This window comes from Treponema sp. R8-4-B8, from assembly GCF_054786175.1.
Window position 1 is genome coordinate 1 of sequence record NZ_BDHE01000486.1, and the last position, 19,851, is coordinate 19,851.

Consider the following 19,851-nt stretch of genomic DNA (forward strand, 5'->3'; position numbering starts at 1 on the left):
GCGGTGATAAGTTTTTCAATTTTTTCTTTGGAAATTATCTCTGCCATCTTTTTAATCTTTTGCCTCTTTCATGCTTAAATTGTACCACACTCACTCTATCATATACCGATAGAGTGAAAAATATTTTTCAATGCTCAATATCGCCGGGGTTTTCAATAAATTCGGTAATCCTTACCCCAAAATTTTCATCAATAACCACCGCTTCACCCGTGGCGATGAGGATGCCATTGGCTTTTACATCCAGCGGTTGTCCGGCGAGGGTATCAAGCTCAACAATCATCCCTTCGCCCATTGCAAAAACTTCCTTTACTGTTTTTAACGCGGCTCCCAATTCTACGTTAATCTTCACCATCGCGCTGGACAGGGCATCACTTACAAGCGGATTAACTTCATTGATTTTCTTATTTCCCTCTGTTCCAAATGGTTTTTCAGCATAATTGACAATAGCGATTTTTTTGGGGAACCACTTGCAATCCGGCAGTATTTGGCATTGCCATACGCGCCTGTCCCCAAGCCTCAGATAACAATAGCCTGGAGTGAGAGGCCGAAGCGGCAGGATAAGCGTTTCAGTATCCCATTTCAAAACTTCTTTGATAGGATAATCTCGACTTAAAATCTCGGCGCTTAGGCGGACAGGAACGTCTTTCCTTTTATTTAATTCTATTTTAGTTGATAATCTTAGCAGCGTATTATTATGACTTGACATACGCCAAATTGATATTTTTTCAATAATTGGCTCGACAGTGATATAAGGAATAAAGATATTTATCATCCCTTCCACATCGCCTACTTTTGTTTCCAGCGTTATTAAAACTCCCATTTCATTAGGGGGAACGATCTGGACAAATTGGGGATTTGTATCGACCTGCGCCAGCCGTGGACGCAGGTCAATTATCCGTGTCCATGCTTCGCGCAGATTACCCACCATACGGACAATAATGTTTTCCATGATAGACTGTTCAATATCGCTTAGCTCGTGCTGAGATTTTGTTTTTTCTCCTGTACCGCCGCAAATCCTGTCAATAATTGAGAATGTTATATCGGGATCAATCTCTAAGATTACATTCCCCTTTAGAGGATCCATATTTATAACCGCCAATGTAGTCGGGGTAGGTATAGAACGAATAAATTCCTCGTAGGTAAGCTGATCTACAGACGCGACATGAACGTGATCCATGTTCCGTAATTGAGCGGAAAGGCTGGTAGTTGTTAAGCGGGCAAAGGTTTCGTGGAGAAACGAAAATGTTCTTATCTGTTCTTTGGAGAATTTATCGGGGCGTTTGAAGTCGTATATCTTTATCTTCCTGCTGTCCGCATCTGTGCTTGTATTTTCAGTCTCTTTTCCTGTGGCGTTTATCGCGGCGAGAAGCTGGTCAATCTCATCCTGGGAAAGCACTTCTGTCATGTTCTTAACCCTTCTACTTTTTTTAAAGCTTCTTCTATAAGTGGGATAAGTTTTGATACTATGTTTTCTACAATGGCATTACGCTTAACTTCAAGCGCGACTTTTTCCCAAGCTTCTTTTTCAGCTTTAGACACTATGCGTACATCTGACGTAATAAATTCTGATACTCCTGATTCACTTGCGGAGCGTTTACATCCGATTTCAAGCGCGGCTCTTTCCCAAGCTTCTTTTTCAGCTTTAGATACTATGCGAATAGCCGGTGTTATAAATACTGATATGTTTGATTCAATATCAGGCGTATTATTCTTTTGAGTTTTCTTATACTTTGATGATTTCCACCAAATTCCCTCACCGAATTTTCTTTTATTTTTGTTGTAGATCATATTTCCTCCTGCCATGTAAATCATTCTTTAGAGTCTACTTCAAAACACCACTTCGCAAGTTCTTGCATTTCTTGTTTTTCTTCAGAGGAAAGTTCATAAGAAGTTTTTATACCTGGCCATTGTTTTTGAATAGGCACTTCCCCGGCTTTTAGCTCAGACGGTTCTTTTCCTCTATACATGGGTAAATTATACCATGCTCACTCTATCATATAGCGGTAGAGTGAAAAAAATTATTTTCTTTGTTTTTTACTATCAATATCAACTTTATTCAAAATTCAAAGCATTTGTCTTAATCAAATCTTCCATTGACTCAATAATATTATTGTACTTATCGTTCATCTGTACGATCATATTACCCCAACGCTGAGATATTTCCTGTGAATTGCTTTTCTCATTCAATAGCAGCTTCATTCTTTTTACAATACTTATTATTCGTTGATAATCAGACGGCATAATATTAATTTCCGTATAACTATCGAATAAATCCTGTAATTCTCCGTAATCTAACTTATCAATGTTTAATTCTTCTATGGTTGGGTTAGTCAGCCGTATTGCTTTTTTAGACGTATCCATTGCGTCAATTTTTTTGTGAAATTCTAAATATCTCTGATAATCTTCGATGATTTGTTGATACAGTTTATCATTTTCCAGTTTTATTCTTTCCATTGTTTCAGCCTTGTTGATACATTTGCCGCATATAAATTTATCATTCCCAATGGCTATTGAACCGTGTGTTAGCTCATACGGCAATCCGCAAAATGAGCATTTTTCCGCATTGATGTAAGAAAATTCAGGAAAACCTGGGTGTTTGACAGCTTCGAGGTGGTCATTAAATGCAAGATCATATTCTTTTTTCATATAGTGAATTTCCCCTCGTTTGTAGTATGCCCAACCGGTCATAACATGATCTGTGTCAAGTCTGATGCTTTCGGTATAATCCTTGATTGCCAAGTCGTATTCTTTTTTATAATAGTAAATTTCCGCACGGTGGTAGTAAGGCACGGCAAAATTCGGGTCAAGCCTGATAGCCTCAGAGTATTCTTTGATTGCCATGTCATACTCTTTTTTCTTTAGATAAGCATTTCCCCGCTCGCAAGCGGATAGGGATTTCTGTCTTGTTTGTTCAGGTATTTTGATAAGGACTATTTCAATATCGTTCTTAGACATTGAGCCGGTCTCCACTCATATACCATTCTTCGAACTTTTTTATACTTTCTTCAGAATTAATATCTAAAATAATACCATTATTATTTTCTTTTAATGTTATACTTAGTGATATAGGGCAATGATCTGATAATCCTTTCCAATGATGTTTTTTATCTTCTTTATCGTCCCATTCATTATGTAAATCAATCATTAATTCTATATCATATTTGTTTTTTAAGTATTTTGAGACAAAACAAAAATCATTTATGCCATAGTTATCAACTCCATGTTTATCTTTTCCATGATAATATGTATATTTTTTATTAAACTCCGTATTTACAGTACTATTAATCATAGAAACAATATCAAATTTTTCTTCCAATTCTTTTAAATTGTTATTGTTTTTATTGGCAAATGTATTAAAATCACCAATAAATATTGTATGATCATCAATCATTCTATTTTCTTGATAAAAATCAATAGCTTTATTAAGATATTTATTATATTTAATATCACTGTCATCTTCAGGTTTTGTCCAAACTGAAAATAGAGTAAACTTATATTTTTCATTTGAAAGATAATAAGGAATTATGTATCTAAATTTACGGTTAAATATATTCGTAAATTCTATTTTATAGTCATTGGAAAATATTGCGACACCAAGAGGACTATGCTCATTATTTAAATCGTCATTATACCAATTTTTATATTTCCACATATTTTTTATATAATCAAAGTCATTTTTTGTACACTCTTGAATAATTAATACTTGTGGATGATATTTTAATATCTGTATATATTTTTTTGCGTTTGTATCAAACTGCCAATTCCAACTTACTATATTTATTACTGTATTTATATTTTCTATTTCATACTCTTTTTTAATCATAGGATCTATTTCAAATGCTATAGACTTTGGGTAACAATTTGTACACACAGTATTAATTCTTTTGACTACTCTAAGATTTTTTTCGTTAGTATCTCCACAAAGATAACATACTTTATTTTCCATAATTAATCTCCTTTATCAAAAATCATTTATTGAAATATTTTATATTTAAATAAAATTAACTCTTATACATAATAACATTATTTTATTATATTGTCAATTTGTCTCTAATTCCTTTGCAATGAATTTATTCCAATAGATTGTAAATACTCTTCAAAAGTAGGTAGATTCTGATATTCTTCTTTACTCAATCGTTTAAAATGATGAATTTCCTTAACTTTAACAATTTGTTCAAACCAATTTTTTTGACTATCTATTTCTCCATCTATAAATATTTCTTTACCTATTTCAATTTCGCAACTGTACTTTTTCCAAACATAAGGAAAGAATTCTATCTCTATTTCCTTGTTTAAAATTTCCATATTAGTTCCATTAATTTCAACTTTGTTCATTAATAATGTTACATAGGCAATTTTCTTCTTTTTTTTGTCAATATTTACCTTAATGTTATTTACTATCCCGGTAATAAATATATCTTTGTTTGTTTTATCCATTTATTACTCCATTATAAAATTTCTTCCGGCGTAAAACCGACAATTTCAATAATTTCATTGCGGTTTGCCTCATTTGCGGCTTTTTGCTTGCGGTTTAAATATTTTTCAATATCCGCTTTTGCTCTGTCTTTTTCTCCTGACAAATAATAGGCTTTTGCACGCATAAGCAATGCTTCATCATGATCTGGGTTCAAGCGCAATGTTTCGGAAAAATCTTCGATTGCTTTACAATAGTCTTTTAACTCTGTATATTCTTTCCCGCGTAATTTAAGAATCTCCTCTCCTGTTTTTAATTGTTCTTTTATTTTATCTGAAGCATAATTTAAAGCGTTAGAAAAATCTTCAATGGCTTCCTTATGCTCTCCCAATCTTGAATTGAAAACGCCACGGTTAAAATGATATAAGGCATCAAAAGGCCGTATTCGGATGGCTTCTGTTAAATCCGCTACAGCGTTTCTAAAGTTAATTTTATTCTTCGCGGAATAGTCTTTGTTTTCCAGATCAATAGTTGTATCATAAAACAACATAGCACGATTGTTGAAAGCAGCCGCATAATCGGGGTTTAATTGTATTGCCATGCTAATATAATTTAATGATTTGTAATTTTTATCATTAGAAAACCAAGCAGTTTCATTAAGAACTCCCAACTGCATTAATGCTTCTGGCATGTCAGGAAATAATTCCAATGCCTTCTTTAATAGTTTTTTAACGCTTTTTGTACCTTTTTTCCCGAACATTATTCCTATGTCATCGTAATATAGTCCCCCCAATCTAAAAGCTGATTCAAGTTTTCTCCGGCACTGGGCTTTTTTAAGATATGCCAAAGCCAGTTTTTCTCTGCTATCTTCGTCATTTTTATTTCTTTTGTTTTCAGAGATTATTTTATTGGCCTCTGCTTTAATTTCTTCGAGTTCTTCAGTGGAAATATCGATTCCAAGAACATAATCCAAATCAGTATCGTACTTTGACATAAGTTAATTCTCCTTCTTACCTTATAACTTCCAATGCGTGTACTTCCCACCTTTCAATCGGGTCTTTGTGAATTGTAAAATAGACACGTACTTTGTCGCCAGCATTTATTGAGTTGACGCGTCCATAAAAAGTCATTCTTTCTGTTAAAAAATTATCTTTTGTAGAGACAACAATGGTTGTACCGGACTGCCCTCTAAAAATAACTTCAGATGCGTATTTTACGCGGCTTGTTGGATAAGTATTGTCGTCGGCCCAATTTTTCTTATCCATCGCGATACGCGCGTCAAATAAGTCAAAGATAGGATATACCGCCGGATCAAAAACTGATTCCGAGAAAATACTATTATCTTCCGCAGAAGGCAGATGAATATCGCTTGAGGTAACGAACCGCTTATCGTTAGCGATGTAAAAGTTTGACGGATCAAACAAAGGTTTTTCAATATTACGGACAAATCTTACCCAAATACCAAAATTATCTTTTGGTTCAGTAAATCTTCCTTCAACAATATAGAATGTCGCAATGCAGTTTACTTCATTGGGAAAAGTCCCTTCTATTCCCTTAAAATATCCTACTATCCAATTATGCACGGTATTATGTATATTTTTTTCTATCTTTGTTTGTAGAAAAATTGATGAAGGCTCCGTTACATAGCCTTTGTATAAAGCTTGAATTTTAAAGTAATGCGGTATGCCCGGCTCCGATTTAGCCAATATAGAAGCTGCTTCAGATAAATCTGTGATAACAACAGGTTTAAAAGCCGATTCCATGCTTTCGACAGTTACTCGGTTATCGCTTCCGGTAATCAATTTGTCGCTATCAGCTTCAAACAAACGCCAAAATTTTTCCTGTTGCGTCTCATTTTGTACTAACTGTTTTGCCGTTGTTGAATCAGGCGTTGAATAACAATTTACTAACTCCAAAATTGTCAGAATCGACAATAAACAAAAACGTATAACTTTCATATACTCTCCTTATAAAATTTCTTCCGGCGTAACGCCGACAATTTTAATAATTTCATTGCGGTTTGCTTTATCTGCGGCCTTATGCTTGCGGTTTAAATATTCTTCGATATCCGCTTTGGCTTTGTCTTTTTCACCTGACAAATAATAGGCCTTTCCCCGTAGAAGCAATGTTTCATCGTATTTTGGTTTTAAGCGTAATGTTTCGGAAAAATCATCAATCGCTTTACCGTACTCTTTTGATTCAATATATTCTTTCCCACGTAAGTTCCAAAAAGAAGGATTAATATTTAAGCGTTCTTTTATTTCATCTGAAGCGTACTTTATAGCGTCTGAAAAATCTTCAACAGCTTCCTTATGCTCTCCTAATCTTGAGTGGAATTCAGCTCTATTTAAGTGGAATAACGAATCAAAAGGCCGAATTTTAATTGCTTCTGTTAAATCAGTTACAGCGTTTTTAAAATTAATTTTATTTATCTTAGAATAATCTTCATATTTTTGCTTATCTGATAAGAATGTTCTAGATACATTAAAGAAAATCATTGCGCGATTAAAGTAAGCAGCCGCATAATCAGGTTTTAGTTGTATCGCCATGCTAAAAAAATTTATTGATTTGTAATTCTTATCATTAGAAAAGACGCTATTACCATTAAGAAGTCCAAATTGCATTAACACTTCCGGCATATCCGGGGATAATTCCAATGCCTTTTTTAATAGTTTTTTTATGCCTTTTTTAGTTTTTTTTAACAATCCTAATCCTAAGTCATCGTAATATAATATGTCACTTGTATAAAAACCTGTTTCAAGTTTTCTTCTGCACTGAGCTTTTTTAAGATAAGCCAAAGCAAGTATTTCTCTGCTCTCTTTGTCTCTTATATTTCTTTTATTTTCAGAAATAATTTTATCAGCTTCGGCCATAATTTCTTCGAGTTCTTCTTCGGAAATATCAATTCCAATGATTACATAATCTAAATCAGTATTGTACTTTGACATAGGTCATGTCTCCTTTTTATATGTTTCTTCTGTAATTATAGCATTCTCACTCTATCATATAGCGGTAGAGTGAAAAATATTTTTTCAAGTTGTAAACCCTATTATTTTTTCTTTATTTTTGTTTGAAGATTCCATATTGCAAAACTTTATCAATTCTTCCAGTACGGGCAGCTTGCCGGAAAGCACACGGTGTACGGTGGATCTTCGGGCTATGTTTTCTATCTGCCCGCCCGAAAAATTAAACCGTGAAGCCAAGACGGTGGCTTCTTCGTCGGAAAGGCCGCTAATCAAAGAACGCCAGATGGTTTTTCGAGCCTCGGCATCCGGTTTTTCAAAATCAATTTTATACAGGAAACGGCGTTCAAAGGCGGTATCCATATTGGCTGAAAGATTCGTCGTGGCTATAAGAATTCCATTCAGGTTTTCAATTTCCTGTAAAATGATGTTTTGAATGGCGTTCTCCGTCTGAGCCGGGCCGTTGTGATTTTCTCCGAGGAACTGCCGCTTTCCTATTACCGCATCCGCTTCATTAAAAAGAAGTATAGGAGCCTTTTCACATTTTTTTACACAGGAGCGGTATTTATCAAATATGTCTTTTATCTGTTTTTCGCTTTCGCCAAACCATTTGCTTTTTGTGTTGGCTATGTCAACAGGCATAATATCCCGCCCGGTTATTCTGGCGATTTGGTACGCGGTTTCTGTTTTTCCGGTACCGGGGCCGCCTGAAAAAAGACACGCAAAACCTGTCCTCATGCCGTTTTCAGTAAGCCGTTTTTGAATATTGATAAAATTTTTCTGTTGTATCAATGAAACAAGTTCGTCTATAGCCTGCTGTGTCTTTTCAGGATAGAAAAGTAACTTTGCCGTAATTGAGTCACAGCGTTTTAATTTTTTTATCGGAATACTCTGCAGCCCGTCATCCAATTCTATAAGGAACTCTTCTTTTACAGCATCGGTCAGGCGGAAAGCTTCTGAATCGCTAAATCCGTCACTGCATATATTTTCAATCAGCTCTTTCTCCAACAGAATGTGGGTACCGTTCCTTAACTTACGTTTAACGGGATTGAAATCAGACTCATTATCATATAATTTCTCTAAATGATGATAATCCATTTCAGGTTCGTCTAATGTTACCGTATAATGAAAGAAACGAATGAGTATCATCGTATCATCATCGTTCAACATTAGGTTATTTATTTTTTTTACAAAAACAAGATGTTGATTTCCCTGAAGTAATTTTCTCATTAGCTCTTTGCAATTTTTATACGACTGCCGTTTCTGAATCCGTTCTTTACAAAGGTGTTCCAATTGCGCAAAAAAACCATCAATGGAAAGATTTTTGGTAATTGATATTTCGGGGCAAAAACCTTTACTGAGAGCTTCAATAACATTATACCTCAGTTGAAAAGTTATGTCTCTTTCCCATTCACGATAGTCTTCTTCATCAATACGATTGATATGAATAAATTCCTTTTGTTCCAGGACTTCCAATTCATTCATTTCCTTAATAATATCAAGTAAATCACTTCTTAAAATATCAGCAAGCCTTTGTAACCTAATTCTGCTTCCATCATATAGCTTGACTAAACCCGCAAACAGCAAGGCTCCGGTTTGGCTTATACATAAACGATTAGAAATTAGTTGCAAATGCGCCTGCGCAAACTCAAAAAAGAGATCATTGATGCCATCAGCCTGTTTTGCTATTTCAATTATTTCATGAAAATGAGAAAAAAAATTAATTTTTTCACCGGACTGTCCAGTATTTCTTTGTCCTTGACCTGTCTCTAGTGCTACTGGTTCACGCATATTACCACTTCTTAGGTTTTACGTTTGGGTTCAATTCAGTTTCCCATAATTTTTCTTTTTCGATTAAACCAAAAACATTCTGAAATTCGTCAGATTCCAAATAACAGTCAGGGAAATATACTTCATGTTTCATATAATGCTCCTTCTTATCTTTTTCTGCTGTCATTATAACATACTCACTCTATCATATAATGGTAGAGTGAAATTTTTTTTTTAGGGAGATGAAACGGAGGTTTTTATATTAAAAGTTAAAGTCTATGATGATGTGAAAGTCTTTTAGGTGACATTGGGCTTACTCTATATTTATTTCCATCCAAAATACTCCTCGGCTTCCTTCATAGCTTGTTCCATGTCTTTTTTTGTTTCATTAGAAATGTATTCATATATATTCCATCCATGTATTAATCCATGTTGATAATTTGTAACAAAAAGTAGATTATTTTTAATGTCATAACCATCATGTCCAATATGATGAACGGTGGTATAATTTTTTATATCTGGATTATTACACCATACTTCTGCTACTAATCTATATGTAAAAACAGGCAGTTCTAATGCTATATTTGGAAAAATAATTTCTCTATAATGATCATTATCACCATTTCTATAACCTTTATTTGGACCATTTTTAACTAATGTTGATTCTATATTTTTTCCGTTTATTATTATTTTACCATAATTACTTATTAAAAACTCTGGTAATATGTCTAAATATTTATTTAACATTCCATAATATGGATAATCTTTATTAGCATATTCAAAATATGACCTGTATTCTTCTTTCTCGTGATTATCTATTGGGCTTTTTATTTTATACAGTCTTCTTAAAGCTTCATAATTATAATTATCAAGCCAAGATAAATATTTATCTACAACAAAATATGGACGATCCCCTTGTTCTTCTTTCTTATATTCAACCCTCACTAAAAGCGTTGTTTCTCTTCCATTCTCAATTTGACAACAACATTCTGCCCAAGTTTTAGAATAAAAAGTTAAATCAAACTCATCACTATTATTTTCTAAAATAGCAAAAGCCATTTTTTCACCATCTTTATTTGTAATTTCTTTAATGTTCTTTATAATACCAATGATATTTTCTTGTCTATTCGCATCACCTTTATTCAAAATAAATCTCCTTGTAAGTCCCATTTCCCATGTCCTGTAAATACCAGCCATGTAAACCAGTTTTTCCATTTGATACATACGGAAGCCAGGGCTTTACTGATGATGTCGTACTTGTTTCCAGATCATCTAATTTTTCTTCACTCCAATATCCGCCCTTGTTTCTTGCCGATAAGTAAACGGTAACAAACTGACCTTTATTTAATGACCATCTTTTAGTTGTTTGTAAACTAACAGAATCACCAGCATCATCCTGAAAAATAACAGCTGTACCGGTTTGAAAACTGAATTTGACTACCATTTTGTATTTAACCGAATACTCACTTCCTTTTTGTTTGCCCTCAACTATATAACTGAATAAGTCAATTTCCTTATACTGACTTCTATCAATAGATTGAGCAAAAACCGAAAGGGAAACAAACAATAAACCTGCCGCCAAAAAATACTTTTTCATAAAAACTCCTTAATAGTACAATTCTATATTTTTAATGTTTTTTAATTTACTGCCATGCGCCAAAAAGCACATCGCCTTTTTCAAAGTTACTGCCGTCAATGAGGTTTAACGCAAGATTGGCGGGCGTGTATTGAAGCAGATTGCTTATAAGAGTCGGTTTGGGACTCAGTTCTTTTAACGAAACATCATTCCGTATTGCCTTGAGTATTTTCCCTTCGCTTTTTCTATTTAAAATATTTTCTTTCTTAGCTGTTAAAACAGGTTTCTCATTATATTTATTCCGATAAAATTCTTCGATGGCATTTGTTGTTTGCACCCTGCAAAGAAACTGGACTTCATTTTTAGGGGTTCCATCAGAAACAACGAGGGCAGGCAGGAAATAAGTCTTACATTCATGACAGAAAACTCTAGTATCTTCCCTGTATTGCTTCGCGCGATCTTTAAATGTGCTGTCAGGGTTTGGATTCGCATAGTAATCTATCAGTTCTTTGAATGAGAATATGCGGGCGCATTTTGGACAGATTGAAAAATTAATCAGTTTTATTTTTGTATTGGGTATTTGAAAATTGCCCATGTTTTGCTCTTTGTTTGTTTGTTCAATATCAGCCAGAATATTTTCATTGTTTTTTATCTCGAAAAACCGGCAGACGGTTACATTTTGATTTAATCCATATAGTTCCTCTACTTGCTGACGTTTAGTTAAATAAACCGCAAATTCTTCAATGTCTTTGAAACCGCTATCTAAATTATGTAATGATGAAAAAACTAGATTTAAATTATTTTTAATAAGAAAATCTTTAGGGACAGTAATTTCACCTGTATTTATCAAATGATATAATATTGATAAAAATCTACTCTGACTTTCTTCAACGTCTTTTAACCTGATAGGTCCCATGTATTCCATATCTTCTTTAAGCATTTTTGACGCGCGTTTTGACATATTTTGGAATATTTTGTTTTGTATCTTTTCATTCGTTGATTTCAATGCCTTAGCAAGTTCTTGTGAATGAATTTCCCTATATACTTTCTGAATAGCTAGATCATCCAGTTTTACAATTTCGTTAAAGTAATCTTCAAGACTTTTTTCCTCTTGCGATGTTTTTTCCTCATCGTTTTTAAAAAGCGCATCTATTTCTTTTTTACTTAAAGAACCGTGTTTTTTAATTTTATTTTTTTTATGAATATTAGACATAATTAAAGCCTCCTTTTTCTGCTATTATTATAATGTACCCACTCTATCATATAGCGGTAGAGTGGAAAAATATTTTTGAGTGGGAAAAATGGGGGTGCGGTTTGTCAATTTGTTGTTTTATTGAAAAATTCTTCATTCCATACAGGCAAATTCATATATTCTTCAATGCTCATAAATTTTTCTTCAAAAATGATTCCATCTCCCAAATCAATATTAGTTGATTCTTTAGCTATTTCTTTTACGATAAAATGAGGTTTTGCTCTATTTCCATTTATAAATTTCCCCTTAATTGAAATTGTGCATGCTTCCCTAATATCAGTACAAAACTTCGCCCAAATCATTGGAAGTAAAACTAACTCAATTTCCTCAACTTTTCCTACGGTTATTAATGCCATTTCAGATCCATGTTTATCTTTTACAGTTCGTATTTTCCCAATATTACATATAAGCCCTATGACTTCATTATTCATTTCATTAAGCATTCTATATCTCCCTATAAACTTGCCGCCATTAAAGACTCCTTATTATTATAATTACAATTTTTAATATTTCTCACCCTACTGCCATGCGCCAAAAAGCACATCGCCTTTTTCAAAGTTACTGCCGTCAATGAGGTTTAACGCAAGATTGGCGGGCGTGTATTGAAGCAGATTGCTTATAAGAGTCGGTTTGGGACTCAGTTCTTTTAACGAAACATCATTCCGTATTGCCTTGAGTATTTTCCCTTCGCTTTTTCTATTTAAAATATTTTCTTTCTTAGCTGTTAAAACAGGTTTCTCATTATATTTATTCCGATAAAATTCTTCGATGGCATTTGTTGTTTGCACCCTGCAAAGAAACTGGACTTCATTTTTAGGGGTTCCATCAGAAACAACGAGGGCAGGCAGGAAATAAGTCTTACATTCATGACAGAAAACTCTAGTATCTTCCCTGTATTGCTTCGCGCGATCTTTAAATGTGCTGTCAGGGTTTGGATTCGCATAGTAATCTATCAGTTCTTTGAATGAGAATATGCGGGCGCATTTTGGACAGATTGAAAAATTAATCAGTTTTATATTAGTATTGGGTATTTGAAAATTGCCCATGTTCTGTTCTTTGTTTATTTGTTCAATATCAGCCAGAATATTTTCATTGTTTTTTGTCTTAAAAAAACGGCACATGGTTATTTCGCGCATGTTCATACCGGAAGAAAAATACCCATAAAATTTTTCCGGTTGTTGGCGTTCTGTCAAGAAATTTGTAAATTCTTCAATATTTTTGAAGGTTTTTCTGTAACTATTATAATCACCAGCTAAAAGTGCATCTATTTCATCTTGGCTCAAAGCACCGCTGTTTATAGTTTCATCTACTGCAAAAGAATCAGACATTTCGGTAATCTCCTTTTTCTGCTATAAGTATAGCGTACTCACTCTATCATATAGCGGTAGAGTATAAAAAAAATAAAATACTTGATTAAATTTTCATAAAATTATATTATTATTTATAAATGGAGAATTTACTTATGGAAAAACAAATAAACAATTTACCTATTCCTTATTTACAGCATCTAGCAAATTTACATAAAATTGCCAAGCAAAAATCTTCTTTAGCAGAATTTAAAATTAATAAAAAAAATGTCTATGAAAATGTTTGTTTAGATTTATTAGATGGAGAAATATTCAAAAAACATCCAAATCTAAATTTAGATATTAGTAATTATGGACGTATAAAAGACAATGAAATTATTGTAAAACAAGAAATTGAAAATGAAGGGTATTTATATATTTCTTTGTTTTTCCCCTCTTCTATGTTTAATAATGATATTGCAAATAAAAAAGAGTATAAAATATATACTCCTTCAATAGTATTTAATAAAATAAATATTGATAAAGAAATTAAACCAATATATAATGAAAGGTATACTCCTCATCCATTTATAAATATATATAGAAATAAAAGAGGTAATTTCTTTTCTATTAATAATAATCATAAATATTTTTATAAAATATGTACAAACAAAAATGGAGAAGATGGTTTTTTTATTCCATTATATGTATACAGATTGGTTGCAGAAACATGGATTACAAAACCAAAAGGATGTACAGAGGTGCATCATATTATTAACAATGGTTATAATAATACTGCATATAATTTAATGTGGGTAACACATAGCCAACATAAATTAATAGAACAAAGAAATTTTTAGAATAATATACAATGTATTCAGATACCCTCATGTCGTTTTCACACATCATTTAAACATGACTTTGCCTACATCTGTACTAATGTCAATAGGATTCGTCATTATACATTCTATAAGACGATGATCACTTAATTCAAATGTAGTATTATTTACTAATTTGCACATCGAATTGTTACTATAATGTTTATTAACAAATATTTTATTATTCGGATCGCGTTCCTTATCACTGTTAAAATCACCGGCAAGTATTATTATGTTATCTTTTTTTTTCTTTATTATTTTTTCTATATCAGAAATAATGTATTTTAACATAGGATAATATCCATTTTGACTTTTATTATAAATATTCATTATTGTAATATTTTCCTTTTTATTAAATTTAAAATCAAAACACATAAAAGCGCTTTTTCCAAAATAATAATTTTCTATTTTTCCATTTTTGGTTAAAAAATTATCTTTTATAAAAGTATACTTTTTATTAGCAATAATTGTATTACCCCACGGGATTATATTTTTATTATCTTTCGCTCCAATTTCCTCATTTAATAATTTTTTAAAATAAATCATTTTATTATTTAATTCAAAATGATTTGAATCATTATTAAAAATGACAGATGGATTGCTTTCTTGCAATAAAATAAAATCATAATCCAAATTTGATAAATATTTGGCAATATTTTCTTTCCAATTCTTTACTTTATTATACCTTTGCCAAAAATCAATATTCCAAGTAAGTAGTTTCAAATTTATTACATCCAATAAAGTATAAGCAAGACTTTTCATAGCCTTTTTAAATTCTTCAACATGTTTTTTAACATTTTTACCAGCTTATTTTTCCCATTCTTGATACTCAGCATCAAAAATTTCATCATTTTGTTCTTTAATTTGTTCTTTATCCATGTTTTTCAATCCTTCGGTTTACAAATATTTAATTCCTCCATGCGTTTTATGATCTACGGTATCCTGAATTTCAATTTCAAAGTCAATAGGATAATGGTCAATGTATTCAGAAACTATATCTTTCCTAATAACTACATTTTTAATATTCTTAAAATAAGGTTCATTGATGAATACATAATCATTTTGATATTCATAATCTACCATAGTTGACCGTTTATCAAGATCAATACTCTCGGTACAATCGACAAAGCCCATTTCTTTTATTTCAATAAATGCTTTCTTAAAATCATCTAATTCAGCGGAAGGAAATTTATCACTGGCATTAAAATCGCCAACTAAAAGAATAATATCTGCCATTAATTTATTCTTTAACGTTTTTATCTCATCAATAAGTTTCTTTAGTGAAGGATAATACATACCTGTCTTATAATCTTTTTGCAAATGAACATTTATAATTGCTAAACTTACTAAATATTTTTTTTCTAAAAATACAATGCATTGGTATGCTAATTCGCTGTTGTAGCCATTCTTTGGTACCATGTATCCAATATCATTTTTTAAGTCGCATTTTGAAATAATCATATTTCCCCAATACATATATTTTTTTGGATTTATCATATAATCAATTCTTTTTATTATATCATTATCTATTTTATTCGCAAGAATTGAATTATCATCAATACAATGAAATTCTATTGTTTCTCCGCTAAACATATTAAATGATGTCTCTTGCAATACAAAATAATCAAAGGAATCATTTTTAATGATCGATTCTTTTGCATATTTTATCCACTCTCTTTCTTCCGCGCCTGTTTTTGCTTCACTTCCTTTTCGTTTTTTCCAATAATTCATGTTCCATGTTCTAATTTTAATTTTATATTCCATTACTTTCCTCCAAAGTTAATGTCAGTATATCACATTCACTCTATCATATAGCGGTAGAGTGAAAAAATATTTTGAGGTTAAAAAATGTGATTAAAACCGGTTTTTGAACAGCTTATTCCGTACCATCAAATATTTTTATAACAAATTCTTGGATACTCTTTGCATTAGCGATAGCGGTTTTCATATCTTCATCTGAAATATCAAGTTCATTTGGGTAACGTGGCAATACAGAATATCTGTTTAAAATAAAAACATTTGACGATAATATTGAAAATTCAGGTTTATTCTTTTTACATATTTCCAAAAGGTATCTTAAATCATGGTTTTTTTCAGGTTCAATATCAAGATAAAAAATAAAAGCTTTTAAATATTTTTCAGCCGATTGCTGGCAATGAAAACATATTATTTCATCTGGCGTGGGATAGTTCATTGCGGACAGGTATTCCGCCACTCTTAAATCGTCTTTGCCTTTATCAAGCCATTGCTGTAGTATTTCCGCTTTACCCATAAAGTTTTATGCCTTCCCTTACTATTTTTCTTTCAAGAGTCGCATACAATTTACGATCATGAAAACGATTCTGTTTTAACCCTAATATATCCATAGGCATTTTTCTTACAGGATCAATTGCCATACTAATAGCGGTAATTGCTTCTAACTCACGCATTGGCAATTCATCTTTAAAAACAACGTATATATCTAGATCGGAATCTTTGTTCGGCGTTCCATAAGCATAAGAACCGAAAAGATAAATTGATTCCACAGGCACTGTTTTAGCTATTATTTGGGCGATTTCATCTAAATTTTCACGTACATCATCTATACTTTTCTGCATATTGTTGCTCCATTATTATTATACAATAAAAAAAACTTTTAAGCGAGGGGCTTTATTCTATTTAACCCGTTTCCGCATATCCCGAATATTATCCTGCCAATCCTTGACAAGTTCCTTAGGCTCAAGTGGCTTGGCGTCGCGACCGTTGGCGAGAACCAGTTCTAGTACCTTGCCGTATTGGGAACTTGTAAAACTCAAGATTACTCCGTCTGCCGTTTCCTTTATCTTCTGATCCGCCGCCCAAAGGCGTTCTTTAATACGTATTGCACCGTCATTAAAAAAAGTGATGCGGAAGCGGCGTTTCTTTTCGGTTGAATACGCGCCGAAGTAACTGCCGTCAATATGTGCGCGGAAATCGGCGGCGGCGGGGAAAGCAAAGGTCTCATCATCAAGGCTGATATTTCGTATGCGGGGAAGGGAGTACATTCTCATTCCCTTGCCTTCCGTGGAATAGGCATAGAGATACCACGCGCCGTTGTCAAAAAGAAGCTGATAGGGGCGGACTCGGCGGGGCGTGTATCCGCTTTTCCATGTGCTGCGGTAGTCAAACTTTAGGACGCGGTTTTTTCGTAACGCTTCGCAGGCAAGGTTCCATACTTCAGTGGAAAATAGCACAGCCGGTATCGGCGGCACGATGACGCGCTTTTCGTACCAGCGGGAGTTCTTGCTGTCATCAAGGGGAGCAGTTACGCTTTCCATAAGCTCTTTCGCCGCGTCGTATATCGGGGTGTTTTGGTAAAGGGAAAGGAGAGTTTTTGCCATCCCCAACGCCAGCATGTCTTCGGCGGAAGCGAAGGTGGCGGGAAGCCTGAAGGTTTTTTCGGTGTAGTAGTAGCCCTTTTTTGTATAGTCGTATTCTATCGGGGCATTCATCATATCCCGCATAAATTCGATGTCGCGGCTGATAGTGGCGGTTCCGGTAGCGTAAGCTTCCGCCAACATTCTGGTATTCGGGTACCTTCCCGAAGCGATTTCCCTGTCAATAAAGTAGATTCTAGGCAGGGCGGTTTTTGGTATGCTTTTTCTATCTTTCATGTTTATATTATATCACATTAGTCTATCATATAGCGATAGGGTGGGGAAAATTTTATACATTTCCTTATACAATATCTTCCGGCATAACGCCGATTTGCTTGAAAATTTCTTCCCGGCCTGCGTCATACGCCAGTTTTCGTTCGCGCTTTAAGTATTCATCAATATCCGCTTTTGCTTTGTCTTTTTCATCAGCCAGATAATAGGCTTTTGCGCGCATAAGCAATGTATTACTGTCCGGCTGCAAGCGCAATGATTCAGAAAAATCGTCAATCGCTTTACCATATTCCTTTAACTCCATATATTTTTTTCCCCGTTCAATAAAAATATGGAGATTTTTTTTGTAAGCGTCAGAACTGCAATTTATGGCATTGGATAGATCCTCTATAGCTTTTTCATGCATCGCTAAAGCTGAATAGCAATTAGCTCTATTATAATAATACGCTGCGTCAAAAGGCCGTATCCGTATAGCCTCTGATAGATCAGCTATTGCTTTTTTTATATTGTCTTCACCTTTTAATTTACCCACTATAGTAGAACGATTATTGAAAGCAGCCGCATAATCAGGCTTTAACTGTATCGCTCTGGTTAATAAGTTTATAGCTTTGTCAATATTATCTTTATCAGTCGTGTTATTTCCGTAAGCAGTCCCTAACCTCATTAACGCTTCGGGCATTTCGGGGGACAGTTCAAGCGCTTTTTCCAGAAGCTCTTTAATCTCCGGTTGTGTAGGTAAATTATTAATACCAATAATAAAACCCATACCGGTTATTGGGAATTGCATATTTTGCAATACTAAAATATCACATTGTTCAATTTTATAAAGACATTGAGCCTTTTTTAGATAAGCGACTGCCAGTTCTTTGGGGCTTTCACTATTTTCAGAGATTATCTTGTCAGCTTCCGCGATTATCTCATTGAGTTCTTCCTTGGAAATATCAAGCGATGGAATCGCATAATCCAAATCAATATTGTACTTTGACATTTATAATGTCCTCCTTATAAAATATCTTCCGGCTTAACGCCTAAATACTCAGAAACTTCCTCATGGTTTTTCTTATCTGAAATATTGCATTTGCGCTTTAAGTATTCTTCAATATCCGCTTTGGTTTTGTCCTTTTCACCTGTCAGATAATAGGCTTTTCCGCGCATAAGCAATGTTTTAATATAATCAGGCTTTGAGTATTTTGATTCAGGATTCAAATCGTTATCCCTCAAGCGCAATGTTTCAGAAAAATCTTCGATTGCTTTACTATATTCTTTTAGCTCCAAATACTCTTTGCCGCGTAAATTTAAAATTAAAGCGTCTGTTATTAATTTTTCTTTTAATACATCTGATGCGTAATTTATCGCGCCGGAAAAATCTTCAATGGCTTCTTTATGTTCTCCTAATCTTGAGTGGAATACGCCACGGTTTAAACGGTATATCGCGTCTAAAGGCAGTATTCTGATGGCTTCTGTTAAATCCGCTATAGCGTTTTTATAATCGATCTTAGCATCTTCGGCATTGTATTTTTCTATTCGATCTTCAATAGTTGAATAATAAAAAAGCATGGCGCGATTGTTTAAAGCAGCCGCATAATCGGGTTTTAGTTGTATCGCTTTGCTTAACAAGTCTTTCGCTTCGTCTTCATTAAATGCAATTCCAAGTAGACTATGACGATTAAGAAGCCCCAACTGCATAAACGCTTCCGGCATATCTGGGGATAATTCCAATGCCTTTTCCAAAAATTTTTTAACGTCTTCTTTTTTTAAAGTTTTTTCCGCCTCTTCGTAATCAATAATTCCTGACTCTTCATATAGAATGAATCCGACGGTTCTCCATGCTCCAAGTTTTCGTATGCACTGGACTTTTTTAAGATAAGCCACAGCCAAGTTTTCATTGCTCTCTTTATTTTCAGAGATTATTTTGTCCGCTTCGGCCTTAATTTCTTTTAGTTCTTCTTCGGTTATATTGATATCAAGAATTACATAATCTAAATCAGTATCGTACTTTGACATTTGTTTGTATCCTCCTTCTGAGTTAAAGTGTATCACGCTCACTCTATCATATAGCGGTAGAGTGGAAAAATATTTCTCATTA

At 33.4% G+C, this 19,851-nt stretch carries 24 protein-coding genes and 1 pseudogene; 1 reads left to right on the forward strand and 24 read right to left on the reverse strand.

The window, feature by feature from the left end:
* Positions 1–127: 127 nt before the first annotated feature.
* The 17 genes and pseudogenes from ACYVRA_RS12445 to ACYVRA_RS12525 form a co-directional block, all read right to left on the reverse strand.
* Positions 128–583, reverse strand: coding sequence for a FliM/FliN family flagellar motor switch protein (locus ACYVRA_RS12445; protein ID WP_461253156.1), 456 nt, complete (start codon positions 581–583; stop codon positions 128–130).
* Positions 581–1,405: pseudogene (gene fliM, locus ACYVRA_RS12450) on the reverse strand (flagellar motor switch protein FliM); the annotation flags it as partial. The pseudogene fliM and the gene ACYVRA_RS12445, both read right to left, overlap by 3 nt.
* Positions 1,402–1,788 carry a hypothetical protein gene (locus ACYVRA_RS12455; protein WP_461253035.1) on the reverse strand — a complete coding sequence of 129 codons (387 nt, stop codon included), beginning with the start codon at positions 1,786–1,788 and terminating at the stop codon, positions 1,402–1,404. The gene ACYVRA_RS12455 and the pseudogene fliM, both read right to left, overlap by 4 nt.
* A gap of 20 nt (positions 1,789–1,808) precedes the next feature.
* Positions 1,809–1,967 (reverse strand): hypothetical protein, encoded by a 159-nt coding sequence (locus tag ACYVRA_RS12460; RefSeq protein WP_461253036.1) that lies wholly within the window; start codon positions 1,965–1,967, stop codon positions 1,809–1,811.
* Between the two features lie 85 nt (positions 1,968–2,052).
* Positions 2,053–2,955, reverse strand: coding sequence for a tetratricopeptide repeat protein (locus ACYVRA_RS12465; RefSeq protein WP_461253037.1), 903 nt, complete (start codon positions 2,953–2,955; stop codon positions 2,053–2,055).
* Positions 2,948–3,946 carry an endonuclease/exonuclease/phosphatase family protein gene (locus ACYVRA_RS12470; protein ID WP_461253038.1) on the reverse strand — a complete coding sequence of 333 codons (999 nt, stop codon included), beginning with the start codon at positions 3,944–3,946 and terminating at the stop codon, positions 2,948–2,950. Before ACYVRA_RS12470 ends, ACYVRA_RS12465 begins: the two co-directional genes overlap by 8 nt.
* Positions 3,947–4,050: 104 nt before the next feature.
* Complete coding sequence (locus ACYVRA_RS12475; protein ID WP_461253039.1) at positions 4,051–4,437, reverse strand: hypothetical protein; 387 nt, start codon at positions 4,435–4,437, stop codon at positions 4,051–4,053.
* A gap of 11 nt (positions 4,438–4,448) precedes the next feature.
* Positions 4,449–5,408, reverse strand: coding sequence for a tetratricopeptide repeat protein (locus ACYVRA_RS12480; RefSeq protein WP_461253040.1), 960 nt, complete (start codon positions 5,406–5,408; stop codon positions 4,449–4,451).
* Between the two features lie 16 nt (positions 5,409–5,424).
* Positions 5,425–6,372 (reverse strand): hypothetical protein, encoded by a 948-nt coding sequence (locus ACYVRA_RS12485; RefSeq protein WP_461253041.1) that lies wholly within the window; start codon positions 6,370–6,372, stop codon positions 5,425–5,427.
* 9 nt (positions 6,373–6,381) lie between these two features.
* Positions 6,382–7,362 carry a tetratricopeptide repeat protein gene (locus tag ACYVRA_RS12490; RefSeq protein WP_461253042.1) on the reverse strand — a complete coding sequence of 327 codons (981 nt, stop codon included), beginning with the start codon at positions 7,360–7,362 and terminating at the stop codon, positions 6,382–6,384.
* Positions 7,363–7,446: 84 nt separating this feature from the next.
* Positions 7,447–9,168, reverse strand: a complete 1,722-nt coding sequence (locus tag ACYVRA_RS12495) for an ATP-binding protein (protein WP_461253043.1) — start codon at positions 9,166–9,168, stop codon at positions 7,447–7,449.
* A 1-nt stretch (position 9,169) separates the two neighbouring features.
* Positions 9,170–9,301: a hypothetical protein gene (locus ACYVRA_RS12500; protein WP_461253044.1), complete on the reverse strand. Its 132-nt coding sequence runs from the start codon at positions 9,299–9,301 to the stop codon at positions 9,170–9,172.
* Between the two features lie 170 nt (positions 9,302–9,471).
* The gene (locus tag ACYVRA_RS12505; protein WP_461253045.1) at positions 9,472–10,293 is read right to left on the reverse strand and encodes a hypothetical protein; all 822 of its coding nucleotides are present in this window, start codon (positions 10,291–10,293) and stop codon (positions 9,472–9,474) included.
* Positions 10,286–10,744, reverse strand: a complete 459-nt coding sequence (locus ACYVRA_RS12510) for a hypothetical protein (protein WP_461253046.1) — start codon at positions 10,742–10,744, stop codon at positions 10,286–10,288. The genes ACYVRA_RS12505 and ACYVRA_RS12510 overlap by 8 nt, the downstream gene beginning before the upstream one ends.
* Positions 10,745–10,790: 46 nt before the next feature.
* Complete coding sequence (locus tag ACYVRA_RS12515; protein WP_461253047.1) at positions 10,791–11,936, reverse strand: FliG C-terminal domain-containing protein; 1,146 nt, start codon at positions 11,934–11,936, stop codon at positions 10,791–10,793.
* A gap of 104 nt (positions 11,937–12,040) precedes the next feature.
* On the reverse strand, positions 12,041–12,418 hold the full coding sequence (locus tag ACYVRA_RS12520; protein ID WP_461253048.1) for a hypothetical protein: 378 nt from the start codon (positions 12,416–12,418) through the stop codon (positions 12,041–12,043).
* A gap of 75 nt (positions 12,419–12,493) precedes the next feature.
* A complete protein-coding gene (locus ACYVRA_RS12525) occupies positions 12,494–13,303 on the reverse strand; it encodes a hypothetical protein (protein ID WP_461253049.1) in 810 nt (269 codons plus the stop codon).
* Between the two features lie 134 nt (positions 13,304–13,437).
* Here ACYVRA_RS12525 and ACYVRA_RS12530 point away from each other — a divergent pair, with 134 nt between their 5' ends.
* Positions 13,438–14,121 carry a hypothetical protein gene (locus ACYVRA_RS12530; RefSeq protein ID WP_461253050.1) on the forward strand — a complete coding sequence of 228 codons (684 nt, stop codon included), beginning with the start codon at positions 13,438–13,440 and terminating at the stop codon, positions 14,119–14,121.
* A 45-nt stretch (positions 14,122–14,166) separates the two neighbouring features.
* Here ACYVRA_RS12530 and ACYVRA_RS12535 read toward each other — a convergent pair whose 3' ends face one another.
* From ACYVRA_RS12535 to ACYVRA_RS12565, 7 genes are all read right to left on the reverse strand, one after another.
* Positions 14,167–14,901, reverse strand: coding sequence for an endonuclease/exonuclease/phosphatase family protein (locus ACYVRA_RS12535; protein ID WP_461253051.1), 735 nt, complete (start codon positions 14,899–14,901; stop codon positions 14,167–14,169).
* Between the two features lie 135 nt (positions 14,902–15,036).
* Positions 15,037–15,903, reverse strand: a complete 867-nt coding sequence (locus tag ACYVRA_RS12540; protein ID WP_461253052.1) for an endonuclease/exonuclease/phosphatase family protein — start codon at positions 15,901–15,903, stop codon at positions 15,037–15,039.
* Positions 15,904–16,015: 112 nt separating this feature from the next.
* Positions 16,016–16,411, reverse strand: coding sequence for a HEPN domain-containing protein (locus tag ACYVRA_RS12545; RefSeq protein ID WP_461253053.1), 396 nt, complete (start codon positions 16,409–16,411; stop codon positions 16,016–16,018).
* A complete protein-coding gene (locus tag ACYVRA_RS12550; protein ID WP_461253054.1) occupies positions 16,404–16,736 on the reverse strand; it encodes a nucleotidyltransferase domain-containing protein in 333 nt (110 codons plus the stop codon). Before ACYVRA_RS12550 ends, ACYVRA_RS12545 begins: the two co-directional genes overlap by 8 nt.
* Before the next feature lie 57 nt (positions 16,737–16,793).
* The gene (locus ACYVRA_RS12555; RefSeq protein WP_461253055.1) at positions 16,794–17,771 is read right to left on the reverse strand and encodes a helix-turn-helix transcriptional regulator; all 978 of its coding nucleotides are present in this window, start codon (positions 17,769–17,771) and stop codon (positions 16,794–16,796) included.
* A 64-nt stretch (positions 17,772–17,835) separates the two neighbouring features.
* Positions 17,836–18,753, reverse strand: coding sequence for a tetratricopeptide repeat protein (locus ACYVRA_RS12560; RefSeq protein WP_461253056.1), 918 nt, complete (start codon positions 18,751–18,753; stop codon positions 17,836–17,838).
* A gap of 14 nt (positions 18,754–18,767) precedes the next feature.
* Entirely contained in the window at positions 18,768–19,769 is a 1,002-nt protein-coding gene (locus tag ACYVRA_RS12565; RefSeq protein ID WP_461253057.1) for a tetratricopeptide repeat protein, read from the reverse strand.
* Positions 19,770–19,851 lie beyond the last annotated feature (82 nt).